Source organism: Curtobacterium sp. L6-1, assembly GCF_018885305.1.
Lineage (GTDB): Bacteria > Actinomycetota > Actinomycetes > Actinomycetales > Microbacteriaceae > Curtobacterium > Curtobacterium aetherium.
The window spans coordinates 23,037-39,835 of sequence record NZ_CP076544.1 but is presented as its reverse complement, the minus strand read 5'-3'; the positions used below and the strand labels follow the sequence as shown (position 1 = coordinate 39,835).

The 16,799-nt window shown below is 72.6% G+C and carries 16 protein-coding genes; 6 read left to right on the top strand and 10 right to left on the bottom strand.

Going from position 1 to position 16,799, the window contains the following annotated elements; genetic code table 11:
* Window positions 1-53 precede the first annotated feature (53 nt).
* The gene (locus KM842_RS00140) at window positions 54-305 is read right to left on the bottom strand and encodes a DUF6458 family protein (protein WP_110890864.1); all 252 of its coding nucleotides are present in this window, start codon (window positions 303-305) and stop codon (window positions 54-56) included.
* A gap of 67 nt (window positions 306-372) precedes the next feature.
* On the bottom strand, window positions 373-2,928 hold the full coding sequence (locus KM842_RS00135) for a DEAD/DEAH box helicase (RefSeq protein ID WP_253206169.1): 2,556 nt from the start codon (window positions 2,926-2,928) through the stop codon (window positions 373-375).
* 104 nt (window positions 2,929-3,032) lie between these two features.
* Between KM842_RS00135 and KM842_RS00130 the strand changes: the two genes are divergently transcribed.
* Window positions 3,033-4,046, top strand: a complete 1,014-nt coding sequence (locus KM842_RS00130) for an LLM class flavin-dependent oxidoreductase (RefSeq protein ID WP_216259847.1) — start codon at window positions 3,033-3,035, stop codon at window positions 4,044-4,046.
* A 514-nt stretch (window positions 4,047-4,560) separates the two neighbouring features.
* On the opposite strand, the gene KM842_RS00125 is transcribed toward KM842_RS00130, so the two are convergent.
* Window positions 4,561-7,098 (bottom strand): glycoside hydrolase family 3 protein, encoded by a 2,538-nt coding sequence (locus KM842_RS00125; RefSeq protein WP_216259846.1) that lies wholly within the window; start codon window positions 7,096-7,098, stop codon window positions 4,561-4,563.
* 123 nt (window positions 7,099-7,221) lie between these two features.
* Between KM842_RS00125 and KM842_RS00120 the strand changes: the two genes are divergently transcribed.
* Both KM842_RS00120 and KM842_RS00115 read left to right on the top strand, forming a co-directional pair.
* Window positions 7,222-7,812, top strand: coding sequence for a TetR/AcrR family transcriptional regulator (locus KM842_RS00120; protein WP_216259843.1), 591 nt, complete (start codon window positions 7,222-7,224; stop codon window positions 7,810-7,812).
* Window positions 7,813-7,940: 128 nt separating this feature from the next.
* Window positions 7,941-8,795 carry an NAD-dependent epimerase/dehydratase family protein gene (locus KM842_RS00115; protein WP_216259842.1) on the top strand — a complete coding sequence of 285 codons (855 nt, stop codon included), beginning with the start codon at window positions 7,941-7,943 and terminating at the stop codon, window positions 8,793-8,795.
* 9 nt (window positions 8,796-8,804) lie between these two features.
* Here the strand turns inward: KM842_RS00115 and KM842_RS00110 are convergent, their stop codons facing one another.
* Both KM842_RS00110 and KM842_RS00105 read right to left on the bottom strand, forming a co-directional pair.
* A complete protein-coding gene (locus tag KM842_RS00110; protein WP_253206168.1) occupies window positions 8,805-10,370 on the bottom strand; it encodes a DUF7059 domain-containing protein in 1,566 nt (521 codons plus the stop codon).
* Window positions 10,367-10,732, bottom strand: a complete 366-nt coding sequence (locus KM842_RS00105; protein ID WP_216259840.1) for an ArsR/SmtB family transcription factor — start codon at window positions 10,730-10,732, stop codon at window positions 10,367-10,369. The genes KM842_RS00110 and KM842_RS00105 overlap by 4 nt, the downstream gene beginning before the upstream one ends.
* Window positions 10,733-10,880: 148 nt before the next feature.
* On the opposite strand from KM842_RS00105, the gene KM842_RS00100 reads away from it, so the two are divergent.
* Entirely contained in the window at window positions 10,881-12,125 is a 1,245-nt protein-coding gene (locus tag KM842_RS00100; protein ID WP_216259838.1) for an MFS transporter, read from the top strand.
* Window positions 12,126-12,169: 44 nt separating this feature from the next.
* Here KM842_RS00100 and KM842_RS00095 read toward each other — a convergent pair whose 3' ends face one another.
* Together KM842_RS00095 and KM842_RS00090 are read right to left on the bottom strand one after the other, a co-directional pair.
* Entirely contained in the window at window positions 12,170-12,640 is a 471-nt protein-coding gene (locus KM842_RS00095) for a TIGR02611 family protein (RefSeq protein ID WP_216259836.1), read from the bottom strand.
* Window positions 12,641-12,721: 81 nt separating this feature from the next.
* Window positions 12,722-13,057 (bottom strand): TraR/DksA family transcriptional regulator, encoded by a 336-nt coding sequence (locus KM842_RS00090; RefSeq protein WP_216259833.1) that lies wholly within the window; start codon window positions 13,055-13,057, stop codon window positions 12,722-12,724.
* A gap of 49 nt (window positions 13,058-13,106) precedes the next feature.
* Here KM842_RS00090 and KM842_RS00085 point away from each other — a divergent pair, with 49 nt between their 5' ends.
* Complete coding sequence (locus KM842_RS00085; RefSeq protein WP_216259832.1) at window positions 13,107-14,144, top strand: LLM class flavin-dependent oxidoreductase; 1,038 nt, start codon at window positions 13,107-13,109, stop codon at window positions 14,142-14,144.
* 116 nt (window positions 14,145-14,260) lie between these two features.
* Window positions 14,261-14,713, top strand: a complete 453-nt coding sequence (locus KM842_RS00080; RefSeq protein WP_216259830.1) for a DUF2510 domain-containing protein — start codon at window positions 14,261-14,263, stop codon at window positions 14,711-14,713.
* Between the two features lie 24 nt (window positions 14,714-14,737).
* On the opposite strand, the gene arfB is transcribed toward KM842_RS00080, so the two are convergent.
* From arfB to KM842_RS00065, 3 genes are read right to left on the bottom strand one after another with little or no spacing between them, the layout of a single operon-like run.
* Complete coding sequence (arfB, locus tag KM842_RS00075; RefSeq protein ID WP_216259828.1) at window positions 14,738-15,160, bottom strand: alternative ribosome rescue aminoacyl-tRNA hydrolase ArfB; 423 nt, start codon at window positions 15,158-15,160, stop codon at window positions 14,738-14,740.
* A 40-nt stretch (window positions 15,161-15,200) separates the two neighbouring features.
* Window positions 15,201-16,199, bottom strand: a complete 999-nt coding sequence (locus tag KM842_RS00070; RefSeq protein ID WP_216261910.1) for a site-specific tyrosine recombinase XerD — start codon at window positions 16,197-16,199, stop codon at window positions 15,201-15,203.
* 12 nt (window positions 16,200-16,211) lie between these two features.
* Window positions 16,212-16,781: an NUDIX domain-containing protein gene (locus tag KM842_RS00065; RefSeq protein ID WP_253206167.1), complete on the bottom strand. Its 570-nt coding sequence runs from the start codon at window positions 16,779-16,781 to the stop codon at window positions 16,212-16,214.
* Window positions 16,782-16,799: the final 18 nt, after the last annotated feature.

Sequence of the window (16,799 nt, the reverse complement as noted above, 5' to 3'; positions counted from 1 at the left end):
CACGAGGAGGGCGGGACCGACCGGTCCCGCCCTCCTCGTCCGTGCTGCTGGGGTCAGTAGGTGCCGTCGCGGCGGTCCTGCCGTGTGATCTGCTCGCCGGATGCCGGGTCGACCCCGGACCGGGTCGTGGTGGTGGTCCGACGTCCGCCGAAGCCGACCGCCAGGCTGATGATGAGCAGGATGATGCCGGCTGCGATGAGGATGTAGCCGATGAGCTTCAGGTCGATGCCCGCGACCTGGAAGTCGACCGCGAACGCGACGATGGCGCCGATCACGATCAGGGCGATGCTGGAGCCGATACGCATGGGCGTTCCTTCCGTGGGAACCCCGAACCTACCGGACCGCACGCGCTCGTGTTCGTTCGTGCGTTCGTCAGTCGACGTCGACCTCGGCCCACCCGTCGAAGCGCCCGATCTCGGTGACCCGCACCACGGCCTCCCCCGCTTCGTCGGAGGCGTCGAGGTCGATGGTCGCCGAGAACCCGAAGTCCTTGTCGCCTGCGGGGTCCGCGAAGAGCTGCCGCGCCCGCCAGGTCCGTCCCTGCTCGCTGAGCACGAGGTACTGCATCGACCGGGCCTCGGCGTCGATGCCGATCGTGTCGTGTTCGTCGTAGTACTCCTCGAGCACGGCGTCCCAGGCAGCGCGGTCGAACCCCTGCTGCGCGTCGAGTTCACCGAGCCCGTCGATGTCGTCGCGGGCCGCCAGCAGCACCCGCTGGAACAGCGCGTTCCGCACGAGCACCCGGAAGGCCCGCACGTTGCCGGTGAGCCGCGCGGGCTGCGGCGGCGCGATCTCCTCGTGCTCGGCCTCGGCGAGCGCGACGTCCCCGTTCATCAGGGCCTCCCACTCGTCGACGAGCGAGGAGTCCACCTGCCGCACGAGTTCCCCGAGCCACTCGATCAGGTCGTCGAGCTCCTGCGTGCGGTGCTCGTCCGCGATGGTCTGCCGCATCGTGCGGTAGGCGTCGGAGAGGTACCGCAGCACGAGGCCCTCGGACCGCGTGAGTTGGTAGAAGCGCACGTAGTCGCCGAAGGTCATCGCCCGCTCGTACATGTCGCGGACGACGGACTTCGGCGACAGCGTGAAGTCGAGCACCCAGGGCTGCTCGTCCGCGTAGCTCTCGTAGGCGGCGGTGAGGAGCTCGTCGAGCGGCTTCGGCCACGTGACGTCCTCGAGGAGCTCCATGCGCTCCTCGTACTCGATGCCCTCCTGCTTCATCCGCGCGACCGCTTCACCACGCTCCTTGAACTGCTGCTGCGAAAGGATCGCGCGCGGGTCGTCGAGGGTGGCCTCGACGATGGAGACCATGTCGAGGGCGAAGGTCGGCGAGTCGGGGTCGAGCAGCTCGAAGGCCGCCAGGGCGAACGGCGACAGCGGCTGGTTGAGCGCGAAGTTCGCCTGCAGGTCGACGGTCAACCGGTAGGTGCCGTCGACCTTCTCGATGACGCGGGCGTTGACGAGCGTCCGGGCGATGGTCAGGGCGCGGCGGGCCATCGCGAGCTGGCGGGACCGCGGCTCGTGGTTGTCGAAGACGAGCGACCGAACGTCCTGGAAGGCGTCCCCGCCGCGGGCGACCACGGAGAGCACCATCGCGTGCGTGATCCGCATGCGCGACGCCATCGGCTCGGGCTCGGCCGCGATGAGTCGCTCGAAGGACGCCTGCCCCCACGACACGAAGCCCTCGGGCGCCTTCTTGCGCTTGATCTTGTTCTTCTTCTTCGGGTCGTCGCCGGCCTTCGCGACGGCGCGGGCGTTCTCGATGTCGTGCTCCGGCGCCTCGGCCACGACGTCGCCTTCGGTGTCGTACCCGGCACGACCGGCGCGTCCGGCGATCTGGTGGAACTCGCGGGCCGAGAGCTGGCGCATCTTCGTGCCGTCGAACTTGGTCAGGCCGGTGAACAGCACGGCGCGGATCGGGACGTTGATGCCGACACCGAGGGTGTCCGTGCCGCAGATGACCGGCAGGAGGCCCCGCTGCGCGAGCTGCTCGACCAGCCGCCGGTACTTCGGCAGCATGCCCGCGTGGTGCACGCCGATGCCGGCGCGGATGAGTCGCGACAGGGTCTGTCCGAACCCGGCGCTGAAGCGGAAGCCGGCGATGGCCTCGGCGATCTCGTCACGACGCTCGCGGCTGGCGACCTTGGCGGACATGAGCGACTGCGCCCGCTCGAGCGCCGCGGCCTGGGCGAAGTGCACGATGTACACCGGTGCCTTGCGCTCCTCGAGCAGGCGCTCGACGGTCTCCTGCACGGGCGTCATCACGTACTCGTAGGCCAGGGGCACCGGGCGGCTCACGCCGGTGACGCGCGCGGTCGGCCGTCCGGTGCGGCGCGACAGGTCGTCGGCGATGGTGGTGACGTCGCCGAGCGTGGCGGACATGAGCAGGAACTGCGCCCGGTCGAGCACCAGCAGCGGCACTTGCCAGGCCCAGCCGCGGTCGGCGTCGCCGTAGAAGTGGAACTCGTCCATCACGACGACGTCCACGTCGGCGTCCGGCCCCTGGCGCAGCGCGAGGTTCGCGAGGATCTCGGCGGTGCAGCAGACGATCGGCGCGTCGGCGTTGACCGCCGAGTCGCCCGTCACCATGCCGACGTTCTGCGCGCCGAACAGGTCGACGAGCTGGAAGAACTTCTCGGAGACGAGCGCCTTGATCGGCGCCGTGTAGTAGCTCCGCTTGCCCTCGGCGAGCGCGGCGAAGTGCGCCCCGGCCGCGACGAGCGACTTGCCGGTGCCGGTCGGGGTGCTGAGCACGACGTTCGCCCCGGAGACGAGCTCGATGAGCGCTTCGTCCTGCGCGGGGTAGAGGGGCCGGCCGCCGGTGGCGGCCCAGTCGGCGAACGCGGTGTAGACGGCGTCGGGATCGACGACACCGCCCTCGGCCGCCGGCAGTGCGGCGACGAGCGGAGGGACGGTGGTGACGTCGGTCATGGACCCATCCTCCCAGGACGGCAGCCGTCCCACACGGGAGGCCCGGATCCTGTGGACAGGCCCGGCACCTTCCACAGATACATACGGCCGCATAGACTCGACCCGTGCGCGAACTCGGCTTCCTCTCCTTCGTCCCGAACCACGGCGGTACCCCCGGTGCCGCGAGCGCCCTCGAGGACGGTCTGCAGCTGTTCGCGACCGCCGAGACGCTCGGCTACGGCACGGGGTGGGTCCGCGGTCGGCACTTCGAGCCCTTCCTGACGAGCCCGATGACCTTCTTCGCCGCGGCCGCCCAGCGCACGACCACGATCGGCTTCGGGACGGCCGTCCTGGGCATGCGGTACGAGGACCCGGTCCGTCTCGCCGAGGACGCCAGCACGGTCGACCTGCTCAGCGGTGGGCGCGTGCAACTCGGCATCAGCACGGGCATCGCCGGCTACGGACCGATCCTCGACCCGGTGTTCGGCGGCTCCGAGCGGTCGTTCCGTGACGAGGCCGAGGCCCGGGCAGCGCGGCTCCTCGAGGTCCTGCGCGGCGACGCCCTCGGCTCCGCCGGCAACGGCTACGAGAGCATCCCCGCCGGTGCCGAGCTCACCCTCCAGCCGCAGAGCCCCGGCCTGCTCGACCGTGTCTGGTGGGGCGGCGGCAGCACGGGCACCGCCGTGAAGACGGCCGAGAAGGGCCTGCTGCTGCACTGCTCGACCCTGAACACGGAGGACACCGGCGCCCCCTTCGCCGAGGCACAGGCCGACCAGATCGCCGCCTACCGTGCCCGCTTCGGCGAGCTGCACCCGGACCGCCGGTCGAAGGTCGCCGTCGGTCGGATCATCGTCCCGCTGCTCGACGACCACGACCGCGCGGTGCACGAGGAGTTCCTCACCGGCTACGCCTCGGGCATGGACGACGACGGTCGGCCCCTGTCCGGCCCGCCGTTCCGCTTCAGCCGCGTGCTCTCCGGTGAGCCGGCCGCGATCGTCGACGCACTCCGCGCCGACCCGGCGGTGGCGGCGGCCGACGAGCTCGTCGTGACCCTGCCGGCCAACGGGGACAGCGCCTCCCACGAGCGGATCCTGCGGATCGTCGCCGAGGAGATCGCACCGGCGGTCCGCACCGCCTGACGCACCGCGCACCGGCGGTCCGCACCGCCTGACGTACCGCGTACCGGCGGTCCGCGCCGACTGCCGCACCACGCGCCTCCGGCCGGTCAGCAGTCGACGCCGGACGAGCGCAAGACCGCACGACCGCAGCGCCGCTGGAGCGCACGACCGCACGACGACCCAGAGGACGTCCAGCGGGGCCCACGGGTCGGTGAGTCCTGCGGGCTCCCCCGCCGGACGACCATCCCGTCCCTGATCCGCACGGGATGGTGGAGCCATCGTTCCACCTGTCCTGACGATCTGTCACGCCGATGAGCCGCAGAACGAGGATGCGCCCCCGCACATCGTGCGGGGGCGCATCGGGACGCATCAGGACCACCGGGGCGCCATCGACCGGATCAGGAGGCCGCGGCGCTCGCACGGGAATCCCTCGTCGATGCGCGCGCCGCCGGTAACCAGCCGACTGGCGCAGCACCGATGCTACTGGCCAGGCCCCGTCAGGTGCGGAAAGTGGACGGATCCACAGCTGTCGGCCTCACTCCAGTTCGAGGGTCGCCTGCCCGGCCTCGTCGACCACGGACGACCCGACGTGCAGGGTGAAGGAGCCCGGCTCGTAGGCCCAGCGCCCGTCCCGCCCGCCGTCCCAGTACGCGAACGCACGGGCCGGGACCTCGACGGAGACCTCGGTCGACGCTCCCGCCGCCAGGCGCACGGGCGCGAACCCGACGAGCCAGCGGACCGGACGGTCGACGGCCGAGGTCGCTCGGGACGCGTACACCTGCACGACGTGCTTGCCGGCGCGGTCGCCGGTGTTCGCGACGGTCGCCGTGACGATGACGGCGTCGCCCTCGGTGACGGTCGGCGTCGCCGCGATCCCCTCGATCGACCACGACGTGTACCCGAGGCCGTGTCCGAACGGGTACGCCGGGGCGGTACCGCTCCGCAACCAGGCCCGGTAGCCGATGTGCACGCCCTCGTCGTACCGGACCGCGCCGTCGACCGGGGTGACGTCGAGCACCGGCACGTCGGCCATCGCGACCGGCCAGGTGGTGGGGAGGCGCCCGCCCGGTTCGCGGGCCCCGGTCAGCACGTCGGCCAGGGCGTTGCCGTACTCCTGGCCGCCGAACCACGTGAGCAACACCGCGGCCACGTCGTCCCGCCACGGCATCTCGACGGGCGCGCCGGCGTTCACGACGATGACCGTGGCCGGGTTCGCAGCGGCGACGGCGGCAACGAGGGCGTCCTGGTGCCCGGGCAGGGCGAGCGAGGTGCGGTCGTACCCCTCGGACTCGACCCGGCTGTTCGTGCCGACGACGACGATCGCGACGTCCGCCGTGGACGCGGTCGCGACGGCCGCGGCGATCAGGTCGGCCGGGTCGTCGTCCGAGGGCTCGGTGCCGAACTGGTACGCGAGCACACCCCCGAGGGTCTCGTCCTGCACGATGTCGTGCTCGATCCGGATCGCGAGCTGCTGCCCGGCGGTGACGGTCACGGGCACGGACCGGGCCGGCGGGTTGAGGAACGCCGCACCGAGCTGGTCGCCCTCGAAGGGCACGTCCTCGTCGAGCAGGAGTTCGCCGTCGATCCACATCCGCGATCGTCCGGCGGCGCCGATGCCGATCCGCACGATGCCGTCCTGCTGTGCCGTGTGGGTGGTCGTGATGTCGAGGCGGTCGGCCTCGCGGGTGGGAGCGTCGCCGCCGAACCAGAAGAGCGCGGTCGCACGGCGGTCCTCGGTGTACAGCTCGGTGCCCGCGCGCACGAACGCCACCCGGGCCCCGGGCTCGCCGGTCGCCGGGTTCGTGATGGTGTCGAGCGGGAACTCGGCGATGCCCTCCTGGACGACCGCGCCGATCGCGTGCTCGACCTCGGCGTCGGGGTAGGCCGCCCGGATGCCGTCGATCGGGGACACGACCGACGACGGCACGACCGTCGCCGAACCGCCGCCCTGCGTCCGGGCCTGGTCGGCGTTGTGGCCGATCACCGCGATGCGGGTCACGTCGGCGGGAGCGACGGGCAGGAGGCCCGTGTTGCGGACGAGCACGGTGCCCTCGGCCTCGGCCTCCCGCACGAACGCGACGCCGTCCTCGGCCGACGGCGCCGACGGCACCGACGGCACCGACGGCACCGACGACGCGTCGACCGCCCCGGCCTCGTCCACGTCCACGTCCACGTCCACGTCCACGTCCGCCAGCGCCCCCACCCGCGCCGCGAGCACCAGGATCCGCCGCACCTTCCGGTCGATCGCCGCCATCGGCACCGCACCCGACCGCACCGCTTCGAGCAGCGGCCCCTCGCTCCACCACGGGTTCGGCCCGGGCATCGCGAGGTCCTGCGAGGCGTTCGCCGAATCGACCGACCGCACGCCGGTCCAGTCCGAGACGACGACCCCGTCGAAGCCCCACTCGCTGTTGAGCGGCGTCTCGAGCAGGTCGTTCTCCGACGCCGTCACGCCGTTCACCGCGTTGTACGACGACATGACCGCCCAGGCGTGCGCCTCGGTCACGGCCTTCTCGAACGCGAGCAGGTAGAGCTCGCGGAGGGCCCGCTCGGAGACCTCGGTCGAGGCGGTGAAGCGGTCGGTCTCGTAGTCGTTCGCGATGTAGTGCTTCGGGGTCGCCGCGACCCCGTGCTCCTGCACACCGGCCACGTACGAGGCGGCCAGGTCACCGGTGAGCACCGGGTCCTCGCTGAACGCCTCGAAGTGGCGACCGCCGAGCGGTGAGCGGTGCAGGTTGATCGTCGGACCGAGGACGACGTCGACGCCCTTGCGCCGCGCCTCGACGGCGGCCGCTCCGCCGTAGCGGCGGGCGATCGCGCGGTCCCACGAGGCGGCGAGCGCCGTCGCGGACGGCAGGTTGAGCGACGGGTCGCGCTCGTCCCAGACCTCGCCGCGCACCCCGGACGGCCCGTCGGACATGAGGACGCGGCGCAGCCCGATCTCCTCGACCGGCCACGTCGTCCAGAAGTCACGGCCGGTGAGCACCTGCACCTTCTGCTCGGTGGACAGCCGGGCGACGAGGGCGTCGATGCGCTCGTCGTGCGGTCCGGGGGCTGCTGGGGTCGTGGTCACGGTGGTCGGTCCTTCCGTCGGGGACGTACCGCCGAGCGCCGTCGTCGGCAGTGTCCCCACGCTAGCACCAATCCCTAGTGCCGTTCGGTTTCTGCTCCGGTCACGGGGCGGTACTCTCTCGCCATGGCACGACGGGGTTCGTACGCGAAGGGCATCGCCAAGCGCGAGGAGATCCTGTCCGTCGCGCTCGACCTCGTCGCCACCCAGGGGTTCCGCCGCACCAGCATCAAGGACGTCGCGGACGCCGTCGGGCTCACCCAGGCCGGACTCCTGCACTACTTCGACTCGAAGGACGAGCTCTGGGTCGCGATCCTCCGACGGCGCGACGAGCACGACAACGCCGCGCAGTGGGACGCCCCCGACTTCGCGGCGCTCCTGGCCGCGGTCGTCCGGCACAACGCCGAGGTCCCCGGACTCGTGCAGATGTTCGTGAACCTGTCGGCCGCTGCGGCGACCGACCCGGAGCACCCCGCGCACGACTACTTCCGCGAGCGCTACGAGAGCACCCGCAGCCGCATGACCGCGGACTTCCGCACGATGCAGCAGGACGGCCGCCTGCGCGCCGACCTCGACCCCGAGGAACTCGCGAGCGTCCTGCTCGCCGTCTCCGACGGCATGCAGATCCAGTGGCTCTACGACCCGTCGCGCGACATGGCCGAGCACGTGGAGCTCGTGACGCGCCTCGCGATGGCCCAGGCGACCACCGCCTCCTGACCACCGGCCGGGAGGCCCGCCCCACCCCGACCACGCAGGTACCGCCCGTACCTGGTTGCGTCCACCACCCGCAGGGCAGGATGGACGGGACCCGATCCGGGGTCTCGACGACGAGGTGGAGTGACGCGATGACGCGTGTAGTGGTGACCGGTGGCAGCGGCAAGCTCGGACGGGCGGTCGTCCGCGACCTGGACGAGCACGGCTACGACGTCGTGCTGATCGACCGGGTGCCCTCGCCGGACAAGCCCGAGCGGGTGCAGTTCGTCCGCACCGACCTGACCGACCACGGCCAGGTCCTCAACACCTTCCTCGGGGTCGACGACCGGTACGACTCGGTCGACGCCGTGGTGCACCTCGGCGCGGTGCCGGCACCCGGTCAGGTGCCGGACGTGGCGCTCATCACGAACAACGTGACGGCGTCGATCAACGTCTTCCACGCCGCTCGCGCCGCCCGCATCCGCAACGTGGTCTGGGCCTCCAGCGAGACGCTCCTCGGCATCCCGATGGGCGAGCACCACCCGCCCTACCTGCCCGTCGACGAGGACTTCGCGGTGCGCCCGCAGTCCTCGTACTCGCTCGGCAAGGCCGTCGAGGAGGAGATGGCCCGCCACTTCACGCGCTGGGACCCGCAGCTGAAGATGATCGGCCTGCGCTTCTCGAACGTGATGGACGAGACCGACTACCCGGCCTTCCCGTGGGACGCGACCCCGGAGGCGAAGACCTTCAACCTGTGGTCGTACATCGACTCGCGCGACGGCGCCCAGGCCGTGCGGAAGGCCCTCGAGAGCGAGCTGACCGGCTTCGAGGCGTTCGTCATCGCCAGCCCGGACACCGTGATGGACATCCCGACGCTCGAGCTCGTGGAACGGTACCTTCCGGACGTCGAGCGCCGTGCGGAGTTCGAGGGCACCAGCTCCCTGCTGTCCTCGGAGAAGGCCCGCGAGCTCCTCGGCTACGCGCCCGAGCACACCTGGCGCCGCTGACCCCCGCGGTCAGGCGGGGAGCAGCAGACCGTCGAGGACGAGGTCACGGAGGCGCGGGAGCAGGTCCGCGGTGAGCGCGGCCTCGTCCACCTCGGTGAGCTGGGCGATCGCGCCGACGATCTGCCCCACGGTGAGCTCCCCGTCGGCCGCGCCCACGAAGGCCGCGAGTGCGGTGTCGGCGTCGACCCGGCGGCCGAAGCCCCCGCCCTGCACGAGCGTCATCACGGTGGGGTCGTCGTTGCCGGGCCAGTAGTGCCGTTCCTCGGTGACGTCCCCGGCGACGCGCAGGTGCGCGGCGGCGAGGGCGCGGTCGTCGCGACCGGCGAGCCACGAGACGGCGTCGAGCGTCCGCGCGACCGTCGCGCCGAGTCCCGCGGGGTTGGAGCCGAGCGTCTGCGGGACGCGCTCGAACCGCCGGAGGGCGGCAGCGCCTCCCGGCACCGGTGCGGCCCGGACCACGACGTACCCGAACCCGACCCCGGTCACGTGGCGGTCGCGGAAGTCGTCGAGCCAGGCGTCCACCAGGTCGTCGAAGCCGGGCGTCCCGGGCTTCGTGCCGCCGTCGCGGATCCAGGTCTCGGCGTAGGCGGGCGGGTCCTCGCGCTCCCGCTCGACCACCCACACGTCCAGGTCGGTGTCGGCGAACCACGACCGCACGCGGTCCAGGCCGTCGCTGCCCCAGCGGTACTCCCAGTTGCCGAGCAGTTGCGCGGTCCCGCCGGGGACCAGGTGGTCGGCCAACCCGCGCAGCACCGTCTCGACGAGGGCGTCGCCGACCATGCCGCCGTCGCGGTACTCGTACGCAGGGACGCCCTCGCGTCGGGGCGTGATGACGAAGGGCGGGTTCGAGACGATGCGGTCGAAGCGCTCGCCGGCGACCGGCTCGAACAGGGAGCCGAGCCGGAACTCGATGCCGTCGATCCCGTTGAGCTGCGCGTTGAATCGGGCGATGTCGAGCGCGCGGGTGGAGATGTCGGTGGCGACGACCTCGTCGGCGAAGCGTCGGGCGTGCATGGCCTGGATGCCGCACCCGGTGCCGAGGTCGAGCACCCGTCGGACGGGCACGGGGACCTGCAGGCCGCTCAGCGTGGTGGTGGCGCCGCCGATGCCGAGCACGTGCTCCTCGCTGATGGCGTGCCCGAGGGCGAGTTCGCCGAGGTCGGACGCGATCCACCAGCTGCCGGCGCCGAGGTCGTCGACGAACGCGTAGGGCCGGAGGTCGAGCGCGGGTGCGACCTGCTCCCCCGCCGTCCCCTCGACGCGGAGGACCCCGGCGTCGACCAGGGCGTCGACGCCGACGGTCGGGAAGGCGGTCGCAGCATCGGACGAGGGCACGGGCAGGCCGAGGACGAAGAGGGTCGCGACGGTCGACAGCGGTGTCGTCGTGCGGGTGGCGAGGGCGCGGAGGGCGGCGACGCGGACACCCCGGTGCAGGGCTGCGGCGGCCTCGGTCCCCCACAGGGCGTCGACCCCCTCGACCGTGTAGCCGGCGGCGGTCAGGTCCGCGGCGAGCGCCGACGTGACGGCGGGGTCGGCGACGACGGTCGGCAGGCGGTGCGGTGCGGCGGCGCTCACGCGAGGGCCTCGGCGCGCACGAGCCCGGCCGGGACGTGCCAGTCGAGCACGAGGTCGAGCAACCCCGGGAACCGCTGCTGGACCGCCTCGGTGCGGACGCGACTCACCCGGGTCAGGCCCTCGAGGTGCTGCTCGAGGAGTCCGGCCTCGCGGAGGACGCGGAAGTGGTGCGTCAGCGTGGACTTCGGCCGGTCGATGCCGACCCATCCGCACGAGCGCTCACCGCCGGCTGCGTCAACCAGGTACCGGTGCAGGATCGACAGCCGGATCGGGTCGGAGAGGGCGTCCATCACGACGGGCAGGTCCATCTCGGCCGGGGACGGCTGGGGCAGCCGTTCGGGGGCATCCTCGCGCGCGGGCATGGACGGGACGCTACCACCGTTCGTCTCGCAGTACGACTTGCGTCGTACTGTTCGGATGCGGTACCAATGCGGTACCGCATGCAGTACGACTCCGGGCGTACTGAGCGGACGACGGGGCCACGACAGGCCCACGACGGAAGGGTCACCCATGCAGTCCACCCGCTCGATCGCCGGGTTCTGGATCATCGCCGCGATGCTGCTCGTCTCGCTGGCGTCCTCGGCCGTCCCCTCGCCGATCTACCCGGTGTACGCCGCCCAGTGGCACCTGACCCCGCTCATGCTCACCGCCGTGTTCGCGATCTACGTCGCCGGGCTCCTGGTGAGCCTCCTCGTGGCGGGGCGGCTCTCGGACCACGTCGGCCGGAAGCCCGTGCTCGTCGTCGGCGGCCTCGGTCTCACCGTCTCGCTCGGGCTCTTCGCCGTCGCCCACGGCTTCGGCGCACTCGTGCTCGACCGTGTCGTGCAGGGCGTGTCCGTCGGACTGCTCATCGGCGCACTCGGCGCCGCGCTCATCGACAACTCCCTCGAGCGTCACCCGGCCCTCGCCGGGGTGCTGAACGGGGCGGTCCCGCCGATCGCCCTCGCCACCGGCGCACTGTCGAGCGGGGCACTCGTCGAGTGGGGTCCCGCTCCCGAGCAGTTCGTCTACCTGCTGTTCGGCGCGCTCCTCGTGCTCATGCTCGTCGCCCTGGTCGTCGTCCCCGAGCAGGTCGCCCGTCGCCCCGGAGCCCTGCGCTCCCTCCGCCCGACGGTCTCCGTCCCCCGCTCCTCACGCCGCCTGTTCCGCAGCGTCGCCGGCTCCCTCATCGCGAGCTGGGCGCTCGGCGGGCTCTTCCTGTCACTCGTCCCCTCGGCACTCGGCGCGGTGTTCGGCATCGAGAACCACTTCGCGGCCGGCGCGCTGATCGCGGTCGTGACCGGGGTCGGCGCGGCCACCGGCATCGCGACCCAGCGGCTGGACGCCCGGATCGGCGTGCTCGTCGGGCTCGTCGCGCTCGTCCTCGGGCCGATCGTCACGATCGGCTTCGTGTTCGCGCACTCCCTGCCGGGGCTCGTCGTCGGCAGCGCGATCGCCGGCGTCGGGTTCGGCGCGGGGTTCCAGGCGCCCCTGCGCATGCTGCTCGCCACCGCCGCCCCGACGCACCGGGCGGGACTGCTCTCGACCATCTACGTCGTCAGCTACCTGGCGTTCGGCGTGCCGGCCGTCATCGGCGGGCTGCTCGAACCGACGGTCGGACTGGTGCCGGTGCTCGCCGGGTACGGCGCGTTCATCGTCCTCGCGGCGGGCGTCGCCCTCGTCCTGCAGCTCACGTCGAGGGCTGCGCACGAGGTCGAGGAAGCGGCAGCCGGCGCCGTCGAGCGCACCGCGACCGGTTCGGTCCGCGCGGTCTGACGACCCGCCTCAGTGGCGGGGACGCGCGGTCCGACCCCGGCGTGTCAGTGCCCGGGCCGCGCGGTCCGACCCCGGGGCCGCTGGACCCCGACGTTCCGGTGCGCCTCGGCGTGTGCCGCGTCGACGTCCGCCTTGCCCCGGTCCGCCGCGTCGCGCATCCGCTTCGAGGGGGCGTGGTGCTTCGCCCAGTCCCAGAAGCGGTGCAGCTTGGCACGCAGCCAGGTGATGATCCGGTGGAAGAAGTGGAACTCGCTCGCCAGGACCGTCAGGCCGATGAAGACGACGAGCCACCCCGGTCCGGGCAGCGGCACCAGGATGAGCCCGATGACGACGATGAGCCCGCCGACGATCCCCACCAGGACCTTGTAGAAGAGGTGCACGTGCGGCCTGGCGTGGATCCAGGTGCGGAGGTCGCGGAACCACTGGAAGCGCTGGCGGCCGCCGGCGGTGTGCTCCGCCGACGCGGTCGCGTCGGGAGCTGCGCTCCGGTCGGTCTCGTCGGTGTCGCCGTGCATGTCCGAACGGTAGGGCGCGCGGCTGGGAAACGGCGGCGGAACGGGTCCGCGCGAGGTGGGTGTCGGCGACCGGGAGGCCCGTCAGGCGTGGGCGACGCAGGTCGCGGCCCACGGAACGGCGGCGAGCCGCGCCTCCGGGATCGGTTCACCGCCGACTGCGCAGCGGCCGTACGTGCCCGCGTCGAGCCGACGGAGGGCGGCGTCCACCTGCTCGATGCGCCGGCGGGCGTCGTCGCGGACCGCACCGAGTGACCCGCGCTCCCAGGCCAGGGTCGCGCCCTCCGGGTCGTGCTCGTCGTCGGTGTTGGCACCGTCCCGCGCGTCGCTGACGTCCTGCATGCTGCGCTCGACGTCACCCAGCAGCTTCGTCGCCCGTGCCCGTTCGGTCTCGAGTGCGGTGCGCGGGTCGGGGTCCATGCGACCGACCGTAGTCCGACGGAATGGACCCCGACGCAGATGCGTTCGCATGCACATGACGAAGATCGGGTTCCTCTCCTTCGGGCACTGGCGTGACGTTCCGGGCTCCCGCGTGCGCAGCGCGCGCGAGTCCCTCGTGCAGGCGGTCGACCTCGCCGTCGCCGCCGAGGACGTCGGCGTCGACGGCGCGTCCTTCCGCGTCCACCACTTCGCGCCGCAGCAGGCTGCCCCGTTCCCGCTGCTGGCCGCGATCGCCGCCCGGACCAGCCGCATCGAGATCGGCACCGGCGTGATCGACATGCGGTACGAGAACCCGCTGTACATGGCCGAGGAGGCGGCCGCCGTCGACCTCCTCTCCGGCGGCCGACTGCAGCTCGGCGTGAGCCGGGGATCACCCGAGACCGCCCTCGCCGGCTACCGCTCGTTCGGCTACGTGCCCGAGGCGGACGACGAGAACGGCGCCGACCTGGCCCGCGACCACACGGCCGTGTTCCGGCGCGCGATCGCCGGTGAACCGATGGCGAACGCGAACCCGCAGATGACCGGGTCCGTCGGCTCCCTGGCGATCACTCCGCAGTCCGACTCCCTGTCGCAGCGCATCTGGTGGGGTGCCGGCACCCGGGCGACCGCGGAGTGGACCGCCGAGCAGGGGATGAACCTCATGTCGTCGACGCTCCTCACCGAGGACACCGGCGTGCCGTTCGACCAGCTCCAGGCGGAGCAGATCGAGCGCTTCCGGAGCACCTGGCGCGAGATGGGCTGGGAGCACGAGCCCCGCGTCAGCGTCAGCCGCAGCATCATCCCGATCGTCGACGACGAGTCCCGCCACTACTTCGGCGTCCGCGCCCAGGTCGAGGGCCAGGACCAGGTCGGCCACCTCGACGGCGGACTCGCCCGCTTCGGCCGCTCGTACATCGGCGAGCCCGAACAGCTCGTCGCCGAGCTCGCCGCGGACCGGGCCGTCCGTGCGGCGGACACCGTCCTCGTCACGGTGCCGAACCAGCTCGGGGTCGACTTCAACGTCCGGCTGCTCGCCGCCGTCAAGGACGTCTTCACCGAGGTGGACGCCGCGCCCGTCCCCGCCTGAGGCGGCAGCGGCCGGTCCTCCCTTCTGCCGACACCCGGTCTGGGGCGGGGACCGGCACGGCGTGACGGGTAGCGTCGAAGCGCCCCGACGAGACCCGCCCACCCCAGGAGACGACCGTGACACTGCCGGCTGCCGGCTGGTTCCCGGACCCCCAGGACACCGCACGACTGCGGTGGTGGGACGGCCGCACCTGGGGCGAGTCCACCCGGGTGCTCGAGCGTGAGGCCCAGGCACCGGTGCTCCCCGTCCTCGCGGTGTCGAGCGGCCCGGCGTTCTCCGTCGAGACCCCGACCGGGTCCGCCGAGGCAGGGTCCTGGGCGTACGGCAGCACCGACCGACGGTTCTGCGTGTTCGCGGTGCTCGCCGTCCTGTTCGCCGTCGTCTCCCTCGTGGTGAACCCCTGGGGCGCGTGCAGTCTCCTCGGCGTGGTGGCCGGCGTCGTCGCGCTCCTCCGCCCGGGCGCGACCGGGGCGTGGCGAGTGGTCGGTCAGAGCGTCGGCGCCTCGGCGCTCGTGGTCGCCGTCGCGACCGGCGTGGTCGTCCTCGACCAGCACCTGCACCTGTTCTGACACGGCGTCGGCCGGGACGGACCGTCAGTCGCCCGTCGGCCGCCGACGCTGCTGCTTGGTCGCGGACCGCTGCTGCTTGCTCGCGAGACGACGGCGCTGCGAGCCGCGCGTCGGACGGGTGGGCCGCCGCGGGGCACCGGGCGGGGCGAGCGCGTCAGCGACGAGGTCGCGGAGTGCCTCGAGCGCGGTCTCGCGGTTGCGCAGCTGGGACCGACGTGCGGACACCGTGACGGTGACGGCTCCCGCGGCCGTCCGCCGACCGATCCGTGCGAGGAGCCGCGTCCGCTGGTCCTCGCTGAGCACCGGTGAGGCGGCGATGTCCCAGGTCAGCTGGACACGGCTGTCGGACGTGTTGACGTGCTGCCCGCCGGCCCCGGACGACCGCGAGAACCGCCACTGCAGTTCGGCCTCGGGGATGGTCAGCCCGTGCCCCACCTCGAGGTCCATGCCGCAAGGGTCGCACGTTCCGCGGGGTGCTGTGCTCCGCCTACCGCCGCGCCCGCGGGTGCGCGGTCTGGTAGACGTCACGCAGCGTGTCCGCGGTGACGAGCGTGTAGATCTGCGTCGTCGCGACGCTCGCGTGCCCGAGCAGCTCCTGCACGACGCGGACGTCGGCTCCGCCCTCGAGCAGGTGCGTGGCGAACGAGTGCCGGAAGGTGTGCGGTGAGACGTGCGCCGCGAGGTCCGCTCGTTCCGCGGCCGCCTGGATGACGAGCCACGCGCTCTGCCGGGACAGCGGAGCGCCCCGGGTCCCGAGGAACAACGCGGGCGTGCCCGTCCCCCGCGCGGCGAACACCGGCCGCGCTCGCACCAGGTAGGCGTCGATCGCCGCCCGCGCGTAGCTGCCGAGCGGGACGATCCGCTGCTTGTTGCCCTTGCCGGTCACCCGGACCACCGACACGTCGGTGCCGTCGTCCACGTCCGCCACCTCGTCGGTGCCTGCCAGGGTCGTGACGTCGTCGACCGAGAGCCCCACGGCCTCGGACACGCGGGTCCCCGTGGCGTAGAGCAGCTCGAGCAGGGCCCGGTCGCGGAGCTGGACGGGGTCGTCACCGGCCACCGCCCCGAGCAGGCGTTCCATGTCGTGCACCGAGATCGCCTTCGGTAGGCGCATGGGCGCCTTCGGCGGGCGGACGGAGGCGCCGGGATCGAGCGGCAGCCAGCCCTCCCCCGCGGCGAACGCGGTGAACGACCGGACCGAGCTGAGCATCCGGGCGACGGACCGCGGCGCGAGGGGTCCTCCCGGCCGTGTGGCGAGGTGCTGCACGAAGCCCGCCAGGTCGGCGCGCGCCAGCCGTCCGACGTCGTCGACGACCGTTGCGCCACCGGCGCGGTCGGCACCGGCGGAGTCCACGATGGGCTGCGTCCCGATCCAGTCCCCGAAGGTCGTCAGGTCGCGCCGGTAGGCGGAGAGCGTGTGCTCGGACAGCCCCCGCTCGATCGCGATGTGCCGCAGGTAGTCCTGGGTGGCGCGGGCGAACGGGATCACCCGACGAGGCTAGCGGCGGTCCGCGGCCTCGACCGCGAGCGTCGCCACGATGAGCGCCGAGTTGTGCAGACGCCCCTCGAGGATCCCGGCGACGATCTCCGCGCGCGGCACCCAGCGGATCACGATGTCGGCCTCCTCGGCCTCGCGCTCGAACGCGGACTCGGCTGGCCGGACGCCGCTCGCCCGGAACACCTCGATGAACTCGGTGCTCCCGCCGGACGACGTGTTGTAGCGGACGAGGTGCTGCCACTCGTCGGCCTCGACGTCGGCCTCCTCCGCCAGTTCGCGCTTCGCGGCCGTGAGGTGGTCCTCACCCTCGTGGTCGAGCAGGCCGGCGGGCAGTTCCCAGTCGCGCAGCTGCACCGGGTGGCGGTACTGCTGGATGACGAGCACCCGGCCCTCGTCGTCCTCGGCGTAGACCGCGACGGCGCCGGTGTGGTCGACGTACTCGCGGACCATGTCCGAGCCGTTGTAGTCGACCGTGTCCCGCGTGATGTCCCAGACGGCTCCCTCGAAGACCCGCTCGGAGGCGGTGACGTGGTGGGAGGCGGCTTCGTCGGCGATCGGTGCGTCAGTCACACCGCCATCCTGCCCCAC